The 18,178-nt window shown below is 70.4% G+C and carries 15 protein-coding genes (1 of these 15 only partly in view); 9 read left to right on the plus strand and 6 right to left on the minus strand.

The features are described 5' to 3' along the window. A protein-coding gene (locus UA75_RS29405; RefSeq protein WP_404800006.1) for a winged helix-turn-helix transcriptional regulator crosses the window boundary here: on the minus strand, window positions 1–192 show its 5' portion. Its footprint begins 123 nt before the window's first position; 192 of the gene's 315 nt are visible here — the first part of the coding sequence; the start codon lies at window positions 190–192; its stop codon lies beyond the left edge, outside the window. A 170-nt stretch (window positions 193–362) separates the two neighbouring features. After that, window positions 363–854, minus strand: coding sequence for an SRPBCC domain-containing protein (locus UA75_RS29410; protein ID WP_075742996.1), 492 nt, complete (start codon window positions 852–854; stop codon window positions 363–365). 462 nt (window positions 855–1,316) lie between these two features. On the opposite strand from UA75_RS29410, the gene UA75_RS29415 reads away from it, so the two are divergent. The 5 genes from UA75_RS29415 to UA75_RS29445 all read left to right on the plus strand — a co-directional run bounded on the left by UA75_RS29415 (window position 1,317) and on the right by UA75_RS29445 (window position 6,712). After that, complete coding sequence (locus UA75_RS29415) at window positions 1,317–1,814, plus strand: RNA polymerase sigma factor (protein ID WP_075742997.1); 498 nt, start codon at window positions 1,317–1,319, stop codon at window positions 1,812–1,814. Continuing rightward, window positions 1,811–2,428: a methylated-DNA--[protein]-cysteine S-methyltransferase gene (locus UA75_RS29420; protein ID WP_075742998.1), complete on the plus strand. Its 618-nt coding sequence runs from the start codon at window positions 1,811–1,813 to the stop codon at window positions 2,426–2,428. Before UA75_RS29415 ends, UA75_RS29420 begins: the two co-directional genes overlap by 4 nt. Before the next feature lie 873 nt (window positions 2,429–3,301). Further along, on the plus strand, window positions 3,302–4,012 hold the full coding sequence (locus UA75_RS29425; RefSeq protein ID WP_075742999.1) for an alpha-ketoglutarate-dependent dioxygenase AlkB family protein: 711 nt from the start codon (window positions 3,302–3,304) through the stop codon (window positions 4,010–4,012). Further along, window positions 4,009–4,632, plus strand: coding sequence for a DNA-3-methyladenine glycosylase I (locus UA75_RS29430; protein ID WP_075743000.1), 624 nt, complete (start codon window positions 4,009–4,011; stop codon window positions 4,630–4,632). Before UA75_RS29425 ends, UA75_RS29430 begins: the two co-directional genes overlap by 4 nt. 1,126 nt (window positions 4,633–5,758) lie before the next feature. Continuing rightward, window positions 5,759–6,712 (plus strand): hypothetical protein, encoded by a 954-nt coding sequence (locus UA75_RS29445; RefSeq protein WP_157434497.1) that lies wholly within the window; start codon window positions 5,759–5,761, stop codon window positions 6,710–6,712. Window positions 6,713–7,182: 470 nt separating this feature from the next. Here the strand turns inward: UA75_RS29445 and UA75_RS29450 are convergent, their stop codons facing one another. Beyond that, window positions 7,183–8,658, minus strand: a complete 1,476-nt coding sequence (locus tag UA75_RS29450) for a PLP-dependent aminotransferase family protein (RefSeq protein ID WP_075743004.1) — start codon at window positions 8,656–8,658, stop codon at window positions 7,183–7,185. A gap of 61 nt (window positions 8,659–8,719) precedes the next feature. Between UA75_RS29450 and UA75_RS29455 the strand changes: the two genes are divergently transcribed. Then, complete coding sequence (locus UA75_RS29455; RefSeq protein WP_318533276.1) at window positions 8,720–9,517, plus strand: YczE/YyaS/YitT family protein; 798 nt, start codon at window positions 8,720–8,722, stop codon at window positions 9,515–9,517. Window positions 9,518–9,612: 95 nt separating this feature from the next. Beyond that, window positions 9,613–10,545 carry a protein phosphatase 2C domain-containing protein gene (locus UA75_RS33565; protein WP_157434498.1) on the plus strand — a complete coding sequence of 311 codons (933 nt, stop codon included), beginning with the start codon at window positions 9,613–9,615 and terminating at the stop codon, window positions 10,543–10,545. A 390-nt stretch (window positions 10,546–10,935) separates the two neighbouring features. Here UA75_RS33565 and UA75_RS29465 read toward each other — a convergent pair whose 3' ends face one another. Further along, window positions 10,936–12,285: a glutamate-1-semialdehyde 2,1-aminomutase gene (locus UA75_RS29465; RefSeq protein ID WP_075743006.1), complete on the minus strand. Its 1,350-nt coding sequence runs from the start codon at window positions 12,283–12,285 to the stop codon at window positions 10,936–10,938. 329 nt (window positions 12,286–12,614) lie between these two features. Here UA75_RS29465 and UA75_RS29470 point away from each other — a divergent pair, with 329 nt between their 5' ends. Both UA75_RS29470 and UA75_RS29475 read left to right on the plus strand, forming a co-directional pair. After that, window positions 12,615–13,523, plus strand: a complete 909-nt coding sequence (locus tag UA75_RS29470; RefSeq protein WP_075743007.1) for a WecB/TagA/CpsF family glycosyltransferase — start codon at window positions 12,615–12,617, stop codon at window positions 13,521–13,523. Then, complete coding sequence (locus tag UA75_RS29475; protein WP_075743008.1) at window positions 13,523–14,713, plus strand: glycosyltransferase; 1,191 nt, start codon at window positions 13,523–13,525, stop codon at window positions 14,711–14,713. The genes UA75_RS29470 and UA75_RS29475 overlap by 1 nt, the downstream gene beginning before the upstream one ends. Window positions 14,714–14,735: 22 nt before the next feature. Here UA75_RS29475 and UA75_RS32300 read toward each other — a convergent pair whose 3' ends face one another. Both UA75_RS32300 and UA75_RS29485 read right to left on the minus strand, forming a co-directional pair. Continuing rightward, a complete protein-coding gene (locus UA75_RS32300) occupies window positions 14,736–15,959 on the minus strand; it encodes a glycoside hydrolase family 6 protein (RefSeq protein ID WP_198042872.1) in 1,224 nt (407 codons plus the stop codon). Window positions 15,960–16,116: 157 nt separating this feature from the next. Continuing rightward, entirely contained in the window at window positions 16,117–18,117 is a 2,001-nt protein-coding gene (locus UA75_RS29485) for an oligosaccharide flippase family protein (RefSeq protein WP_075743009.1), read from the minus strand. Window positions 18,118–18,178 lie beyond the last annotated feature (61 nt).

The raw sequence follows: 18,178 nt of genomic DNA on the forward strand, positions 1-18,178 counted from the left end.
CGGCACCTCGGCATAGACCTCGCGATGGACGATCCCGTCGGTCTCCAACTCACGCAGATGCTGGATCAGCATCTTCTCGCTGACCCCCGGCAGCATCCGCCTCAACTCCCCGGAACGCCTGGGCTCGGAATCCAGTGCCCAGAGGATCAACACCTTCCATTTGCCACCGATGACGTCGACCGCTGCGTCGATGCCGCATTCGAATGGTCTCCTCACCACGACCCCGCCTTCAGATCCCCGCACCCCGCGCCCTTCGGCCGTTCGGTCCATCGTAAGAGCGAGGCGGGCGCGGCCCGCACCTCCGACCGGCCCGTTCATTCCTCGTCGGCCGACCGAACATGCCTGGTCCGGCGGATCTACCGTCAGGCGAGCAGTCGGGCGTACTCGTCCTCGAGTTCTGTGAGGTTCGAGAGATCCGCCGCCAAGCCGTCGAGGCGCGCGGCGAGCCGTTCCAGACCGACGTGCCAACCCGCCGCGTTCGGCGCCGCGTCGGCGCGATCGGGGAAGACGGTCGTGAACACCAGGAGGCTGCCCCCGGCCGAGTCGGGCTCCAGCTCCCAGCGCAGGGTCTCGTCGCCCCAGGTGTACTCGAGCAGCCGAGGCGGGTCGACCTCCGTGATCACCCCGTGGCCGACGGCCATCCCCTGATACTCGGCTCGCGGCACGAACAGGAGCTCCGCACCCGCCTGCGGTTCGAACACGGTTCGCTCGTAGTCGAGCATGTCGACGAACCATCGGCGCAGCTCATCGATCTCGGTGAGGGCCCGCCAGACCTTGGCCGGAGGATGTCCCAGTTCGCGCTCGAAGCGCAGGTGAAAGCGTCCGTCATCGGTGATCCCCGAAGCGGTGAGCATGTCGACTCCGTTCGTTGTCGCCGGTGGGCCCGTCCTACGAACCAATCCCATTAATGCCGAGCTAGCTATATACCCAGTGTTGCATATTGATTGCCGATCGCGGGGCAGGCCGCAGGATCGAGCTGCCCCCGAAGGCCGTCCGACTCCGGAGCAGGCGGCTCACCTGCCGAGAGACGGCCGTCGCCGGGCACCTCGATCACCGCGAACCCGCCGGCCGCGAACCACCGGCAGCGCTTCGAAGCGCCCGCCGCTTCCACCCGCAGCACCGGTCGGGTGCGGACGCAGGCGGCGGGGCGAAGCCGCAGACAGTCGGCTCTCCCCCGAGCTGAGATTCGCCAGGGCGACCGGTGCGCGCCGCAGCAGCACGAACGGGTGCTCCGATTCGAACCTGGTATCGAAAGAGCTATCTGCGAAATCGACACCTCACGTTCCAGGGCGCTCGCGCGTCTACCTGGTGTGAGCATGAAGCCCTTCGAACAGATCGTCACCGAGCACGGCTCCATGGTGCTGCGGGTGTGCCGGGCCGTCGTCGGTCAGGCAGACGCCGAGGATGCCTGGTCGGAGACCTTCCTCGCCGCACTGCGCGCCTACCCCGACCTCAACGACGCCGTCAACGTGGAGGCATGGCTGGTCACCATCGCCCACCGCAAGGCGGTCGACATCACCCGAGCCCGCGCCAGAGACCCGGTCACGGTCGCCGCCGAGAGCCTGCCGGATCGTCCCGCCACTACCGGCCTGCCCGAAGCCTGGAACCACGATCTCTGGACCGCGCTCCAGGAGCTGCCGTCCAAGCAGCGTCAGACGGTCGCCTACCACTACCTGGGCGGCCTGCCGCACAAGAGCATCGCCGAGATCACGGGCGGGACCACCGAGGCCGCGCGCCGGGCCGCGGCCGACGGCATCCGAACGCTGCGCAGGACATATGCAGGCAGTCTCGGACCGAGAGGAGACACCCGATGAACAACTATGCCGAGCCGGAGGTCGACACGCTCCTCGCGCCCCTCGACTCCGTCGACGCCACGACGACGGAACGCCTCCACGCACGCCTGGCCACGGCAGCAGCCGCCGCCGGTGTGATCGACATCGTCTATCACACCGTCGACACCCCGGTCGGGGTCCTGCTGCTCGCCGCCACGAGGCACGGACTCGCCAGGGTGGCGTACGACTCTGAGGACCACGAGCACGTCCTGGCGAACCTCGCCGAGCGGATCAGTCCTCGCATCCTGCACGTCCCGTCACGCCTGGAAGAGGTGATCAGACAGCTCGAGGAGTACTTCGAAGGCAACCGTAGGCGCTTCGACGTTCCGTTGGATCTGAGCCTGTCGAAGGGCTTCCGGCAGACGGTGCTGCGCAAGCTGCCTGCGATCGACTACGGCCGCACCGCGAGCTATGCCGAGGTCGCGGTCGCCGCTGGAAGCCCCAAAGCGGTTCGCGCCGTGGGGACGGCCTGTGCGACCAATCCACTGCCGGTCGTCGTGCCCTGCCATCGCGTGGTCCGTTCCGACGGTTCCCCGGGCGGCTACGTCGGCGGCGCCGACGCCAAGCACACACTGCTCGAGCTGGAGACCGCATGACGCCGGAGCGCTGTCGGACCGGCGACGGCGACACGGTGCGGCACGCCGGCGAGGGCAGCGAGGAGGGCGAAGCCCGGGACGACGGTGGCAAGACGGCGCGCTGCCGGCGGTCACCGACGGACGGGACGAACGGCCGGCATCGAGTTCACCGCACACGCTGCGGTGGAGCCGTCGTGCCTGGTCGCACCCGACCGAAGCTCCGGCGGCCTGGTGCTCGTGTCGACCAGTCGATCACAGGTTCTGCGAAGAACCGGCGAAGAACGGTCAGCCACGGCGACGGCGCATCCAGGCATCCGGCGGCCAGGTCCGGATCTCCCACACGGGTGGCCGGTTCATCAGCCTGGTTGGGCAGGCGGGCGAGGGCCGACCCAGGGCGGTTCGGCGTTCGGCTCCTCGGCGCTCGGCTCCTCAGCGTTCGAGTTCTCGGCGTTCGGTAGGTGGGCGTTCGGCGCCTCGGCGCTCGGCAAGTCGGCTACTCGGCGAGTCAGCCACCGGGTAAGTCGGCAGGTCGGTAAGGCGGCAGGCAGGTCGGTAAGGCGGCAGGTCGGCAGGTCGGTGACCCCGTGGCCCTGCGGCCGACGGCCTGACGCACAGTTCACCCGATGCCGCCTGGTTCGTCGTGACGGCCAGACAGCGTGATCAAGCCCGACGCGCCACCGGGCTCCGGCCACCGGCCGGGCGAGGATGCGCACCGCAGGTTCTCGATGACCAGACGCCGACCAGCACCGTCGCCGAGTCATGAAGCCCGGTAGCTTCGGCGACCTGAGCCGGGCGCCAGGAGCCAGGCAGCCTGCCGATACATCGGCTTGTCGAAGATCGAGCGGCGAGGGAGTCCCGATCCGCCCGAACGTCGTAGCGAGGAGGTCGATCGCAGTGGACACCCTCTTCACCCCTGGGCGCCGTGAGATCGGCGACGGCGCAGTCCACATACCCGGCTGGCTCGACCCTGCGCAGCAGCGACGGCTGCTGACGGCGTGTCGTGAGTGGGCACGCGGGCCCGTGCCGATGCGCGCGGCGACGCTGCCGAGCGGCCATCGGATGTCCGTGCGCACGGTGTGCCTGGGCTGGCATTGGCAGCCTTACCGCTACACCCGCACCGCAGGCGATGTGAACGGGGCACGCGTCGCCCGGCTGCCGCCCTGGTTGATCCAGCTGGGCAAGGTGGCGGTGGCGACTGCATTCGAAGACCGGGCGGCCGGTACGAGCTATCAACCGGACGCCGTACTGGTCAACTTCTACGACGGGCACGCGAGGATGGGGATGCATCGGGACGCCGACGAGCAGTCCGCCGATCCGGTGGTGTCGTTGAGTCTCGGAGACGCCTGTCTCTTCCGGTTCGGCAACGCCGAGACACGGGGCCGCCCGTACGTCGATGTCACGCTGGCCTCTGGTGATCTGTTCGTCTTCGGCGGCCCCGCGCGCTTTGCGTATCACGGCGTTCCGAAGGTCTATCCGAACACGGCGGCTCCCGAGCTCGGCCTGACGAACGGAAGAGTGAACATCACCATGCGGGTCACCGGGATGTCGCATGACAGACAGGGTCGAACATCACCGACGACCCGGCGGGAGGATGAGAACCGATGACACGCGCAGACCGCACTCCGTCCGTCGACGGCACCGTGCTGTGTGCCGACGGGCTGGCCCGCCCGCCCTGGGCCGTCGACGATCCGCTGCTGCGTGACTACTACGACAACGAGTGGGGAATGCCGGTTCACGGTGAGCAGGAGCTCTTCGAGCGGATCAGCCTCGAAGCGTTCCAGGCAGGCCTGTCCTGGGTGACGATCCTGCGGAAGCGACCGGCTTTTCGCACTGCCTTCCATGATTTCCACCCGGACACGGTCGCCGCGTACTCCGATGCCGACGTGGCACGGCTGATGGCCGATGCAGGCATCGTGCGGAACCGCTCGAAGATCCTCGCCACCATCGCCAATGCACGGGCGACGATGGCGCTTCGTGCGGACGGCGGCCTAGACGCCTTCGTCTGGTCTTTCCAGCCCGAGGTGACTCCGGAGCCGCGTACGATCGCCGAGATCCCGACGACCTCGCCCGAGTCGATCGCCCTGTCGAAGGCTCTACGCAAGAGAGGTTTCTCCTTCGTCGGTCCCACCACGATGTTCGCGTTGATGGAGGCCGTCGGAATGGTCGACACGCATCTTCTCAGCAGTCATCGTCGAGGTGCCTCTGGCGTGTGGACCACAAGCTGAGTCGATGGTTCGAAGCCTGAGCCGCCGGATCTCACTTCCAGCCCGGCAGGTGACCGGATGTACCGGACCGGCAACCCGCTGAGCGGCCTCGACAAGACAAGCCAGTCGGATCGATCGACGATTTGACGTGTCGAGTCCTCTCCGCACTGGAGTTTCGCTGTCGGGAGATTCATGAGGAAGATCGACGGGCGCGCCGGCCTCAATCCCCAGGGCATCGCCGACCTGTCGCGGAGGCCGGAGGCGACGACCGGCGCATCGCCCGGCGTGCCGACCGGCTGAAACCGATCTTCCTTCCGCTGTCGAACTCGCCGTGTCGATGGGCAGAAGAATGCGAAGAACTCGCCGTCCACCCGGCGGGCGACCACGAGACGGGGCACCGCAAGATCGGCTATGACACTGTGTAACCAGTTAACGGAGAATCACTCGTACGGTGATAGATCAGCCGCCTTTCCGAGTGGTTAGCGGCGGTGCCTCTCGTGATCGAACGGCGAACCACCGACTATGGGGTGGCGTACTGATCACGCGTGATCGTCGAGACGAGGCCAGTCATCCGCAGGTGGTGGTGAGGGTGCTCCGCACCGCGACAGAGCACGGCGGCAGGCGACGGCTGTGCCGAATCGGGGTGCGGCTGGCAGTCGTGGCGGGGATGATCGCAGCCGTCTGGCTGGTGGGCTCGGCATCGATCGGCACGGCAGAGGCGTCCGACCGCTCCGGCGATCTCGGCAGATCCGCAGGCAACGCGTCGGCAGGGGCGAACGCGGGCATCGCACCGCGGGCCGGACAACCCGACGAGCCGCGCCCGGCAGCGAGTGCGAACGACCTGACTCCTTCGGACACGGCGCTGGCGGCGGCCAGGCCGGTCGAAGCGAGCGCCGCGGCGGAGAGCCCATCCCAGCCTGAATCCTGGAATCAGACATCCGTATCGCCTCGTCCTGCTGATCAGGAAGACCGTCGAGTTCGCGAGACGCCGACCCCGACGACGGCGAGCCCGACTGCCGAGACCACGACGGCAGCCTCGGCGATCGCTGCGGCGCCCGAGACTTCGGAAGCCACTGCCGGAACGGCATCCGTGCGGTCTCCGGCCGCGACCTCGGAAACGGCACCGACACCGGGGACGGGGACGGGGATGACGACGGGGACGGCGCCAGCCGGGACGGCGTCCGCAGCAGTGCAGGACACCGAGGCCGCGCCGACCGAGCATGATGCCGAGGACGCTTCACAGGCCGTACTCCCGGCCGCGTCGCAGGCCGCACACGCAGAAGAAGCTGCTGAGCTGCCGCACGACCAGCCAGGTCTGCCCGGCCACGCTGACAGGATCGCCGCAATCTGCTGTTCGCTCGCCGACGTCGACCTCGGCGATCAGGAGATCGACGCGTCGGGCGAGGTCGTGGCACCCGTGCGGGGCGGGCTCGTCGAGGCGCCGTTCAAGCAGATCAGCTCTGCCGGACCCGGCCTGCTGCCCGACCTCGTCGGCAGGCCCGACATGCAGCAGACTGCTCCGCTGCTGCCGGAGCCCGTGCTCGACGTCCCGGCGCTGCTCATACCGACTCCCTTCGTCCCGACCCCACTCGTCCCGACCCCACTCGTCGCGACCCCGTTCATCCCAACTCCGCCGCAGGCAGCGCCGGACGACAGCCCACGACCGCCAGGGCCTGCTGTCGGGCACGACGAGCGAGACGACCAGAACCAGGAGACCGACCGAGCTGCGGGCTCTGCCGGGACCGTGGCAGGCCGCTCCGCCGAGAAGGCCGCAGCCGCTCTTCTCGACTCGACCACCGGTCACGACGACCGAGCTGTTGCGAGCGCGCCCGCGCCCGGTGCCGCGTCGACGATCGCCCCGCCTTCTACATCCGCACAGGAGTCCGGCCCCCTGCGTCGCTGGTCGGAGCAGCCTGCGCTCAATCCCGCAGCGCTGTCCTCGGCGTCGATCGGAACAGATCACGGACCGCAGCGAAGCCTCCAGGGCGTGTTGACCTGTCAGGCGAACCTGCCGGAGCCCACGCTGTCGTCGGTCCCGGAAGACGAAGTCGGCTGCCCGACCGGCGACCTCAGTCGCCGCCCGGCGCCGACTCCTGACTGACCGGCGCGGACGCAGGCTCGGGCGTCTTCGTCCCGCCGTCCGCCGTGGTGGCAGCTGCCGCCGCATACGGCCCGCGAGTTCGCCAGAACAGCCGATCCGGCGCCCGCCGCCCCTCGCACGCAGGCTCTTCTGTTCCCCGCTTCGAGTTCTCTCGGCATCGAGCGCGTTGCAGCCACCCGCTCACCGCCGACTCCGATGGGCCGCCCGCCCGCCGGAGTCGGCCCCATCAGCATTTCCGACCAGCCCACTGGTCGGAGGGACATCGATCAGACCACCCGCGTACCACCGAGCGGGCACCTGGGACAGCCGGCAGTACAGCCGGCCCTCCCCGGCACGTCGAGGGGCCGTGCCGGTGAGCAGGTCGCGGGGCGGGCAGGCGGCCCGCCCCGCGATCCCGGGAGATCATCGAACCGGATCAGCCCGCGATCAGGCCCGCCGGAAGTCCCGTTCGTGCCCGCTGATCGCACCGCTCAGGTCACGGGGAGAACCGGTCCTTCCTGCTCCGGACCGCCCCGTGTGGAGAGTCCGGCCGCCACCATCCCGAGCCTTCGGATCGCTTCGCGGAGCTGCTCCGGCGGCAGCGCATACGGCAGCCGGAGACGATCCCGCAGGCCGCCGTGCACGGCGAAGCGGTCCCCGGACACGATCCGGACGCCCCGGTCTCTCGCCGAGGCGGCCAGCCGGGCGCTGATCGGGGCACCCAGGTCACACCAGAGGGAGAGCCCGCCCGTAGGCCGCCGCACCGACCAGTCCGGACAGTGCTGCCCGACGAGGTCGAGCACGAGGTCGCGGCTGCGCGCGAAACCAGCCAGCCGCCGCGCCACGACTGCGGAGTCATCGGCGAAGGCCTCGGTGTAGAGCTCGGTGAGCACGAGCTGTTCCGTGATCGGCGAGCCCAGGTCCATGCCGAGTCGGGCGGCGCCCAACCGGTGCACGAGCTCCGGGGTCGTCCTGATCCAGCCCAGCCGCAGACCGCCCCAGAACAGCTTGCTCGACGAGCCGATGGTGATGACCTGCTCCGGAGCGAAGGCGGCCATCGGGGGCGGTGGGACGGCGGCGGGGTCGAAGTCGAAATCGAGTTCCGCCAGGGTCTCGTCGATGACGGCCATGGTCTTGGTGCGTCGGAGCAAGCCTGCCAGCCGGTCGCGTTCCGGCGCCGCCATGCGAAAACCGGTGGGATTGTGGAAGTCGAGCATCAGGTAGGCGAGGCGGGGCGCGGACTGCCGGACGGCGGCCTCGATCTCGGCCAGACACCAGCCGTCCTCACGAAGCGCGGCGACGACGATCCGTCCGTTGACAGCGCGGACGGCCTCATAGGCGTTGGGATAGCCGGGCTGTTCCATGAGCACTCGGTCACCGGGGGCGACGAGCATCCGCAGCACCAGGGCGAAGGCATGTTGAGCGCCGTTGGTGATGAGGATCTGCTCCGGTCCGGTGGCCAGGCCGCGCCGGGTGAAGCGGTCGGCGATCACTTCGCGCAGTTCCAGCAGGCCTTGCAGTTGGTGTCCGCCGCCCGCGAGAAACGGGGGCAGTCTGCGAGCGGCCCGCTCGACGGCGGCGGGGAACTCCGGTATCGCCGCCGGGCTCGCCAGGGCCAGGTCCAACGGGGCGGGCTCGGACATCGCACTCCAGCCGCCCGGCTCCCGAACCGCCCCCTCGAGCGTCACCCAGGTTCCCGCCCCCTGTCTGCTGGCGAGCAGGCCCTCCTCGCGGAGCCGGTCGACGGCCGAGGTCACCATGGTGCGGCTCACCGCCAGCGTGGCGCTCAATTCGCGTTCCGAGGGAAGCCTGGTGCCTGCCACGAGTCTGCCCTCGAGGACGAGCTGGCGTAGTGCGGCGGCGAGCCGGGCCGTGCCCTGTCTGCCGCTGCCGTCGCGCCACGGTCCGAGCAGTTCGGCGAGCCGGCTCCCGGAGATGCGGCTACCGAGCGGGAACACGGCTGACATGAGGCCAATTGTTCCAGATTGGCCCGAGATATAGCAGGCCAAGTTCTCGCAGGATGACGACATGGCAGCGAATGGCCCTCGTATCGATCTCTCCATGCTCCCCTTGGCCGACCGGCCGACCGCCAGGTTCGGCAGGCTCGTGCCGGGCCTCGTCCTCTACGCGGCGAGTATGGCGATCATGGTGCGCAGCGGCGTGGGCCTGCCGCCGTGGGATGTGCTGCATGAGGGTCTCACTCGGCGGCTCGGACTGAGCTTCGGCCAGGTCACCGCCATCACCGGCGGCCTGGTGCTGTTGGCCTGGATTCCGCTGCGGCAACGCCCCGGCATCGGGACCGTCGCGAACGTCCTCGTCATCGCCCTGATCGTGGATGCCGCACTTGCGATCCTGCCCTCGCCGCAGACGCCGGCTCCGCAGCTCGCCTTCCTCGTCGCCGGGGTCGTGTTGAACGGTCTGGCCACCGCCACCTATGTCGGCGCTCGGCTGGGTCCGGGCCCCCGTGACGGCCTCATGACCGGCCTCGCCGCTCGCACCGGCTGGTCAGTCCAGCTCGTGCGCACCGGCATCGAGATCTTCGTGCTGACCGCAGGCTGGCTCCTCGGCGGCACGCTCGGTCTCGGCACGATCTGCTACGCGGTGGCGATCGGACCGATCACCCAGTTCTTCCTGCCCCTCGTCGCCGTCCGCAACCGATCGATCAGACCGGAGTCCTCCGGTCCGGCCGCGCGACCGGAGCCGCAGGCCGAGGCCGCTGCCTGCGAGCATCGATCGGCAGGGACACCCGACGCACCGGAGACGACGATCCCGCCGACTCCGACCGCCCCGGTCGCACGGCCCTCGACTGACGGGCCGACCGGCTGACCCGATGTGGCCCGGCCGAGGCGATGCCCTGCGGCTGGGCCGTCGCCTGATCCGGTCCGGCTCGCGGCGACGCCCGCCGCCCGTAGGGTGAGTCGATGCCGACTGTCGAGGTGGCCGAGCGGGCAGGCACCGTGCGATCCGAGGATCGCGTGGTCGTGCTGCCGCAGGCGATCGTCCTGCTGGACGGAGCGACCATGCTCACGCCGAGGGAGCAGAACGGCGGCTGGTACGCCGAGCGACTCGCGAACGAACTCGCCCGCCGACTCCCCGGCCGAGGCGACGATCTGCGAGCGATTCTGGCCGAGGCGATCTCCACCCTGGTGAGCAGGCACGACCTCACGCCCGGCGACTCGCCCTCGAGCACGGTCGCACTGCTGCGTTGGGACGACGAGATCGTGGAGGCCCTGGTGCTCGCCGACAGTCCGGTGGTGGCCTTCACCGATTCCGGAGTCCGGCCGGTGACCGACGACCGGCTGGCAGGCCTGCGCTCGTCCCGCAGGTCGTCCGCCCCCGATTCTGGTGACCAGGCAGGCAGAGGCGGCGCGACATCCGCTGATCCGCCGAGGGCTGCGACTGTCGGAGCCGCCGCATCTGGGGCGGCCTCGTCGGAGGAATCTTCGACGTCCCGAGGTTTCCGGGAGCGCCTCCGCACGGGCGGCGGTTTTGACGGGGGGCATCGAGAGGCGCTGGGAGCCGCGATGAGTCGCACGGCGCGGCTGCGCAACGTCCCCGGCGGGTTCTGGGTGGCCGAGGCCCTGCCTGCGGCGGCATGGGAGGCCGTGGTGTCGAGCTGGCCGAGGTCGGAGGTCCGTGAGGTGCTCCTGGCCAGCGACGGAGTCTCCTGCGGGGTCGACGACTACGGCCTCTTCGCCGACTGGAACGCGCTGGCGGATCGGGCCAGGACGGCGGGCGTCCAGGCGGTGCTCGACGACGTCCGCGCCGCGGAGGAGTCCGACCCCGACGGGCGGCGGTGGCCGCGCGCCAAGCGGCATGACGATCAGAGCCTCGTCCGAGTCGTCCTGGGCTGAGGGGGCACACCCGAGCACCTCGCACGGCCCGGCCGCCTGCCGGCTGTCCGAGACGATCCCCGCGCACACGGAGTCAGGACGGCCGGAGCAGACCGGTGTACTCCGCCCGACCCGATCACACCGTCGGCCCACGCAGTGACTCCGAGGGTTCCTAGCCGGATGTGTGCACCGCCGAGACGATCCGACAAGGAACCCGCCGCGTCCGGCGACCCCGACCTGCCGGATCGCTCAGGTCACCGCCCACCGTGGGCCGCCCGACGAACGACCCCCGAGCCGCGCGGCCCGGTCTGCCCGACCGCGCCGCGTTCGAGGCCCGCTCTCCGACCAGAGCCGTCGAGCAGAGCCCCGGATCAGTTCCGTTCACCGGCTCCGCCGACCACCGCCGCCTCGTCAGAGCCGCCGAGGCGCGGCATGGCTGCGCAGTGCGGGGGCCACCGGTCTGCCGTGCAGCAGACCGTCGAGACCGGACTCCAGCCCCTTTCGATAGACGTCCAGCGCGCGGGTCACCGCCTCGACGGTGTCGGCGACATCGTCGTCCGTGTGCGCTGCCGAGACGACGAAGGACTGACCGAGGACACCGTTCTTGAGCAGTTCCTGGAGGAACAGGGTGCGAAAAGCCTGGCTCGGCTGCCCCGATGCGTCGCGCGTGGTGAAGACCAGGCAGCTCGGTCTGCCGACGGCGGCGACGAAGTCGGCGAGGTCCAGCTCTGCCGCTGCCTGGTTCACCCCGGCCGCCAGTGCCGTACCCTGCCGCTCCATCACTCCGACGGGGTCGTCTCGTCGATAGGCCGCCGCCACGGCGCGGAAGGCGGCGAGCGACACGGTCTCCGCGCCGTGCGTGGTGGAGAGCAGGAACACCCGGTGCGCGTCGGTGGCCAGCCCGCCCAGCTCCATCAGCTCGCGGCGCCCGGCCAAGGCCGAGATCGGCAGGCCGTTCCCCATCGCCTTGCCGAAACAGGAAAGGTCGGGCGTCACCCCGTAGACGCCCTGCGCACCGCCCGCCGACCAGCGGAAACCCGTGATCATCTCGTCGAAGACCAGCACCGTGCCAGTTCGGTCGCACAACGCGCGCACCCCGGTGAGGAAGCCGGGGGCAGGCTCGGCCAAGGCGGTGGCCGCCTCCAGCAGGACACAGGCGATCCGCCCGTCGTGTGCGTCGAAGAGCGCGCGCAGCGAATCGAGGTCGTTGTAGCGGAATCGCACCGTCGTGGCGTGGACGGCAGCCGGAATGCCCGCGTTCATCCCGACGCCTGCGATGAACCAGTCGTCAGCGGAGAAGAAGGGCTGATCAGCACAGACGGCGACCAGGTCCCGCCCGGTGGCCGCCCTGGCCAGCCGAACGGCCGCGGTCGTCGTGTCGGAGCCGTTCTTGGCGAACTTGACCATGTCCGCGCCGGGAATGAGCGTGAGGAAGTCCTCGGCGGCGGCGAGTTCCAGCGTGGTCGGGCGGGAGAACCCGGTGCCGTCGGCCACGGCCTGCCGAACGGCCTCGACCACCGGCGGATAGGCGTGGCCCAGGGTCACCGACCGCAGGCCCATGCCGTACTCGACGAACCGGTTTCCGTCGGCATCCCACACTCGGGCGCCCGCTCCTCGCACCAGGATCGGCGCCATTCGCTCCGGGTACTGATCGGAACCGCGCGCGTAGGTGTGAGCGCCGCCGGGCACCAGCTCGTGGAGCCGTCGTTGCAGTTGCATCGATCGGGCGAAGGACGGCTCGACTCGTTCTCGTGAGGCCATGTCGTCATCCTCGCTCTTAGAGCCTGTCTTTGATCCCCCTGGAGTCGTGAGCGGGGATCAGCGTGGCTGAGCTGCCAGGGGAGGAAAGAGACATAACGGAGTTATGTTGACTGACGACAACGCCGCAGATCGCCGCGCTGACCCCGCGCAACAGGAAAGTGGGGATTGAAGACAGGCTCTTACTCTGATGACCGAAGATCCGACCCTAATGCCGGAATGCCGACACCCAGAGCATTGAAAATTCTCGGTCTGCTCGACCGAAAGAAGTCACCTGATCTGATTAATGGCGGCGAACGCCAGCACTTCTCGTATGCGGGCACGATTCATCCATGCCCTCGGATATTCCCACGGCACCTATCCTCGGCATTCCGGTGGCCCGGCTGACGCTGGACCAGGCGCGTGACGAGGTGGGCAGGCTGCTCGACCAGCCCGGCCCCGCGCTGCTCTGTTACGTCAACGCGCATTCCGCCAACCTCGCGGCGACCGAACCCGCTTACCACCGGGTCCTCCGGGACGCCGACCTCGTGCTCAACGACGGATCGGGAATGGCGATGGCGGCCCGATGGCACGGCACTCCCTTCCCGACGAATCTGAACGGCACCGACTTCACGCCGGAGGTGCTTCGGCTGGCTGCCGACCGAGAACTGAGCGTCTTCTTCCTCGGCGGTCGGGACGAGGTCGGAGTTCTGGCAGCGGCGCGCCTGGCCGACCGCATTCCCGGCCTGCGATCGGCGGGAAGCCTGCCGGGCTATCTCTCCGCAGCCGACGGTCCCGCCGTCGCCGCCAGGATCAAGGCGAGCGGCGCGGGCGTCCTCGTCGTCGGAATGGGCAATCCGCGCCAGGAACTGTGGCTCGCGAGGCACCTGCCCGCCACCGGCGTCCGGCTCGGAGTGGCGGTCGGCGCCTTTCTGGACTTCGCCTCGGGACGCACGTCCCGCGCGCCGAGCTGGATGCGCCGCACCGGGGTCGAATGGCTCTTCCGCCTCTGTCGCGAACCCCGCAGGCTGTTTCGGCGTTATGTCCTCGGCAATCCGCTGTTCCTCGTCAGGGTCGCCCGCGAACGCGTGCGCTCTGCGCGGCGCCCGCAGGACTCCCTCGCCCCGGCCCGCGAACCGATGGCGCCCGCCCCGACACACCACGTCGACGTCGTCCGCCGCACTGACGAGCGCCCGGTCGATCCGCGCTCGGGCCGCCTGCCGCACGCGGCGAGCGGTGACGGCCGCAGAGAGGACCTCTGATGCGAGTCTGCTTCGTCTGCACCTATCCCCCGGACCGTGCCGAGTTGGGCGGCAGCGGCTGGGTCGACCGACGGCTGCTCACCGCGCTGCGGGCGGAGGGACACGAGATCGAGATCGTCAGCGTGACCGGCCCGCCCGGCGAACGCAGCCTGCCGATCGACCAGACCACGCCTGCCGCGACCCTGACCACCGGATCGGACTCGGCGCCCGCCACCGGCGTCCGCACGCCCGGCATCCCGATCAGGTCAGCGGGCCGGGTGCCGTTGGAGGTCCGTGACGACCCCGGCAGGCTGCTGCGCATCGCACTCGGGATGCTGGTGAGCGGCGAGCCCTATCTGAGCCGCAAGTTCACCGCGTTCCCCGGCTGGTCCGCTGCGGTGTCGCTGCTCGGCGAACGCGCCAAGGGCCGTCGGGTGATCACCAGCGGCTGGCCGGGCCTGCTGCTCGCCGAGCACGCAGACGTCGACGTCGTGGCGCACATCGCGCACAACGTGGAGACCGTCATCGCACGGGAGCACTCGCCACGGCCCCTGCGATTGCTCGGCGAGGCCGCCCGACTCGGCCGCGCCGAACGACGGCTGCTCGCCCGGCCCGCCGGGGTCTACGCGCTGTCCCGCCTCGATGCCGAGCGTCTCGCCGCCTGGGGCGTGCCTGCACAGCCGATCTCCGTGCCGTTGTGCCCGCAGCCGGGTCGATCGCGAACCTCGGACGTACCCGCCACGATCGGCTTCATCGGCAAGGCGGGCTGGCCGCCGAATGCGCGGGCGCTGGAGGCACTGCTCGGTCCGGTCCACGACCGGCTCGGCGAACTCGACGTCCGACTGGACTACGTGTTGGCAGGTCGGGGAACCGAGGCCTTCGCCGATCACCCGAGGGTGCGGGCCGCAGGTCCGGTGGACTCGGTGTCGGACTTCTACCGGCGAGTCGGCCTGGCGGTGATCCCCCGCTTCGGTTCGGCCACCGGCATCAGCGTCAAGGTCTTGGAGGCGGCCGAGCACGGTGTGGCGTCGGTCCTGCCTGCGGCGCTGGCCGAGGCCATCGACCCTGCCGGGCCATGGCTCATCGCGGACGACCCGGTGCAGACGGCGGACGCGATCCTGCGCTGGCGGCGCGGCGAGCACGTCCCCCCCGTCCTGTCGTGGGCCGAGAGCCGAGCGGTCTGGACGACGCCCGCCGGTCTGTGGTGCTGACCGGCGGGCGTCGCCGGCGGGATCAGTTCAACGACAGCAGTTCTCGCGCGATGTCCGGATAGAACTCGCCGGAGACCGTGCCGCGACCGATGCCGCAGTCGCCGTCGGAGGTGCCGGGGTGCTTGATCCAGAGTTGTGCGTCGGCGGCCTCGCCCTCGGTCGCCAGCCTCGGCGGCTCGCCAAGCCTGCGGTCGGGCGGGTTGCACCAGTCGCCGCCGGGACCTGCCCCGTTGCGGCTCGTGTCCACGACATAACCGGCGTCGACGTCGTGATCCTCGGTCAACAGCCGACGCATCTCGGCGGCGAAGGCGTCGGTCTGCTCGTCGGTGTTGTAGTTCGAGACGTTGACCGCGAACCCTCGCGCGTTCTCGATGCCCGCCGCCGCGAGTCGCGGCGCCATCTCCGCAGGCGAGTTGTGGACGCCGTCGCCGCCGTCGAGGTACACGGCGGTGTTAGGGGCCCGCTCGGCCAGCATCTCGACGGCATAGGACAGCAGCGACAGGCGCTCGTCCTGGAGCCCGCCGGACAGGCAGGAGAGGTGAATCAGCGAATCCGGCTCCAGAATCAGCATGGCCGCGTGATCCCCGAAGGCGGGCACGAGTTCCTCGTCGACCCAGTCCCGGTACGCCTCGGCGTCGGCCGCACCGCCCGACGAGTGCTGACCGCAGTCGCGATGCGGAATGTTGTAGGCGACCACGACGGGAACCATGTTCTCGGCCGCCGCCGTCTCGACGAAGACGCTCAGCTCGGCACCTGCCCCGTCGGCCACCCAGTATGCGACCGGCTGTGAGGCGATCTCCCTGGTCAGCAGTACCGCCAGCGGGTCACGGGGGTTCTGGCTGATCCATCGATGCACCCCGGTCCGCTGGTCACCGTAGAAACCGTTGAACCCGACGAGATCCGCCGGGTCCCCGCCGGAGGCCAGCCACTCGGGCCAGTCGGACAGCGGGGGCACGCCGGGAGTGGTCGGCTCCGTCGGCTCCTCGGCTACGGGCGGGGACGGATCATCAGGAGCAGTCGCAGGCGGGTCCGGCGGGGCGGGGGAAGGTCCGCCCGGGGGCCGGGGGTTGAAGAACGGCCAGGAGTCGCTGAAGGGCCACCAACCGCCGAAGTCGAGATCGATCTCGATCGACTCGAGGGTCTCCTGCACCGAGGACGGTCTCGGAAGGTGCACATCGTCGTCCCACCAGCCGAACAGGCTCAGCATCGGGGCGAACACCAACAAGGCCTTGGCAAACCGAACCATTCTGGACCTCCCGCTCCGCCGACCGCTCCCGGCCGGGCGTTGCCCCTCTGGTACCCCACCTTTCCATCGAAACTCACTGGTTGCGTCGACATCACTCCGCAGAGTGAAGGTCATTCGCCTTTCCATCGCTCGGCGATCCTCCGAGGACGGCCGTCGTTCACCGCGCGGCATCACCCTGGACCGCATCCGATCGGGGCGCGTTCGCCGAGCCCGTCTCTGCCGGGGCCCCGACCGCCATGGTGTCGGTCGCCGCGTCGGTGATCACGGTGTCTCCGCCCAGCGGATCGCCGTGCAGCGGATCGCCGTGCAGGGGTCCTCCGCCCGCCGGGTCGACATCACCGAGGGCCGCACCGACCCTGCGCTGGGCACGCAGGACGCCCGCGAAGACGACCGCACCGACGACCAGACCGCCGACGGCCAGTTCGATCACCGCAGGCAGCGCGAGGCCGCGCAGCCCGAGTAGCAACGCGCCACAGCCAAGCGCGGAGAACAGCGGGACGGCCGCTCCGCCGACCACGGTGAGCAGCGAGACGCGCGCCCGTCGCAGGGCCAGCAGGTGCACCGGCAGGGCGACGAGCAGGGCCACCGCGGCCTGCGCCCATGCGACGCCCGGCAGGCCCCAGACCCCGGCCGCCCAGATCGTCGCGGGCACGGATGCCGCCGCCCAGCAGGCGAGCAGCAGTACGGAGGAGGACATCGCGTCCACCGCGATCAGCAGCGAGAACACCAGTTCCGCGACCACTCTGGCGACCGCAGCCAGCGCCAGTCCGGACAGCGCCGCCGCCGCGAGCGACCACCTCGACCCGTAGACCACCTGGATCAGCGGCTCGGCCAGGACCGCCAAGGCGACCCCGCCGGGCAGCACCACGGCACACACCAGCCCGAGCACCGTCGAGACCGCATGGGAGAGGTCTCTCCCGGCATCCCTGGCACGGGAGAAGGTGGCCAGGGCCACCCGTTCAACGGTGGCCGACACCAGGACGGCGGGCCAGTTCGCCATGTTCGACGCGAGATAGAAGAAGCCCAGGGTGCTCGCCCCGAGCAGGCTGCCCGTCACCGCCTGGGGCGTGGCCTGGACGACGACCAGCAGGATCGACGCGCCCAGCATCGTGGCACCGCACCGCGTGATCTCCGCGCCGTACCGGCGATCAAAGCCGAATCGAGGCCAGACCCGCGCCAGCCCCATGACCAGCACGGCGGTCAGAGCCGTTCCGGTCACGTTGCCGATCACCAGCGCCCACGGGCCCAGCCCGCCGAGGGCCAGCAGCGCGGTCAGGGTCAGGTTCACGGCCATGCCCGACACATCGGCCACCAGCCGCCGGGCCTGCCGCAGCTCTCTGGTCAACATCGCGGCGGGAACGGAGGCGAACCCGTCCAGCAGGAGCGTCACCGCCATGACCCGGATGAGGTCCGTCGCGGCGGGGCTGCCCAGCAGGTCGGCGAGCCCGCCCGCTCCGGCCAGGCAGATGACCGCGCCCACCGCGCCCCACAGCACCGACAGCGTCCACGCGGTCGGCAGCATGGCGTCGATCCCGTCGGCGGAGTCCACCCGGATCGGCTCGCCCCGGCTCGTCCGCCCGGCGGGATCGGGATCGGCCGCCGCAGCGGCCGGGCCGCCTGCCGGGCGATCACCAGCGGCGATCTGCCCGGACACGGTGCGCAGCACCGTCGGCAGCCCCGCCGGGGAAGGCCGGTCCGCAGCCGGTCCGGGCTCCGTGAGCGGCAAGGACGGCGAGGACGCAGCAGGCGAGCCCGTCGCCGATGGCAGGAAAGCCCCGGGCCCGGCACCCGGCGACCCCGCGTCGGCCCGCACGGCTCCCCCCGCCGCCACCTCGCCCGCGCCCCCTGCGGCCGCGGTCTCCGGGCGACGTACCAACGCGGCCGCGGCGCCGAGGTCGTTCACCGTCAACAACAGCTGTTGGACAACGAGCGCGGCGGCGTACACACCGAACTGTTCCGGGACGAACACCCTGGCCAGCAGCACGCCCAACGCGAAGGTGCCCGCCCGCGACAGCACCGTGTTCAGCAGGCTCAGTCGCAGGCCTCGGCGGAATCGACCGCCGAGCGAGCCTGCGTCCCGCCCGGGCTTCTCGGCCGCCCGGCCGGACCCGCCGGACCCCGAGCGGGCCGAGGGTCTGCCTCTCGCCTGGGCGGTCATCGTCTGCCCCTCATTCGCGCGGGGTCCCGCGCGGCCGCCCCCTCGACGGTGAGCAACGACC

The organism is Actinoalloteichus sp. GBA129-24, from assembly GCF_001941645.1.
Taxonomy (GTDB): Bacteria; Actinomycetota; Actinomycetes; order Mycobacteriales; family Pseudonocardiaceae; genus Actinoalloteichus_A; species Actinoalloteichus_A fjordicus.

What these genes read in the sequence shown, in the direction of transcription:
- UA75_RS29430 (WP_075743000.1), top strand. Translation starts at nt 4,009, where the DNA reads ATGACACGCGCAGACCGCACTCCGTCCGTCGACGGCACCGTGCTGTGT.
- UA75_RS29450 (WP_075743004.1), bottom strand. Translation starts at nt 8,658, where the DNA reads ATGTCAGCCGTGTTCCCGCTCGGTAGCCGCATCTCCGGGAGCCGGCTC.
- UA75_RS33565 (WP_157434498.1), top strand. Translation starts at nt 9,613, where the DNA reads ATGCCGACTGTCGAGGTGGCCGAGCGGGCAGGCACCGTGCGATCCGAG.
- UA75_RS29465 (WP_075743006.1), bottom strand. Translation starts at nt 12,285, where the DNA reads ATGGCCTCACGAGAACGAGTCGAGCCGTCCTTCGCCCGATCGATGCAA.
- UA75_RS29445 (WP_157434497.1), top strand. Translation starts at nt 5,759, where the DNA reads ATGACGACGGGGACGGCGCCAGCCGGGACGGCGTCCGCAGCAGTGCAG.
- UA75_RS29455 (WP_318533276.1), top strand. Translation starts at nt 8,720, where the DNA reads ATGGCAGCGAATGGCCCTCGTATCGATCTCTCCATGCTCCCCTTGGCC.
- UA75_RS32300 (WP_198042872.1), bottom strand. Translation starts at nt 15,959, where the DNA reads ATGGTTCGGTTTGCCAAGGCCTTGTTGGTGTTCGCCCCGATGCTGAGC.
- UA75_RS29470 (WP_075743007.1), top strand. Translation starts at nt 12,615, where the DNA reads ATGCCCTCGGATATTCCCACGGCACCTATCCTCGGCATTCCGGTGGCC.
- UA75_RS29475 (WP_075743008.1), top strand. Translation starts at nt 13,523, where the DNA reads ATGCGAGTCTGCTTCGTCTGCACCTATCCCCCGGACCGTGCCGAGTTG.
- UA75_RS29410 (WP_075742996.1), bottom strand. Translation starts at nt 854, where the DNA reads ATGCTCACCGCTTCGGGGATCACCGATGACGGACGCTTTCACCTGCGC.
- UA75_RS29415 (WP_075742997.1), top strand. Translation starts at nt 1,317, where the DNA reads ATGAAGCCCTTCGAACAGATCGTCACCGAGCACGGCTCCATGGTGCTG.
- UA75_RS29420 (WP_075742998.1), top strand. Translation starts at nt 1,811, where the DNA reads ATGAACAACTATGCCGAGCCGGAGGTCGACACGCTCCTCGCGCCCCTC.
- UA75_RS29485 (WP_075743009.1), bottom strand. Translation starts at nt 18,117, where the DNA reads ATGACCGCCCAGGCGAGAGGCAGACCCTCGGCCCGCTCGGGGTCCGGC.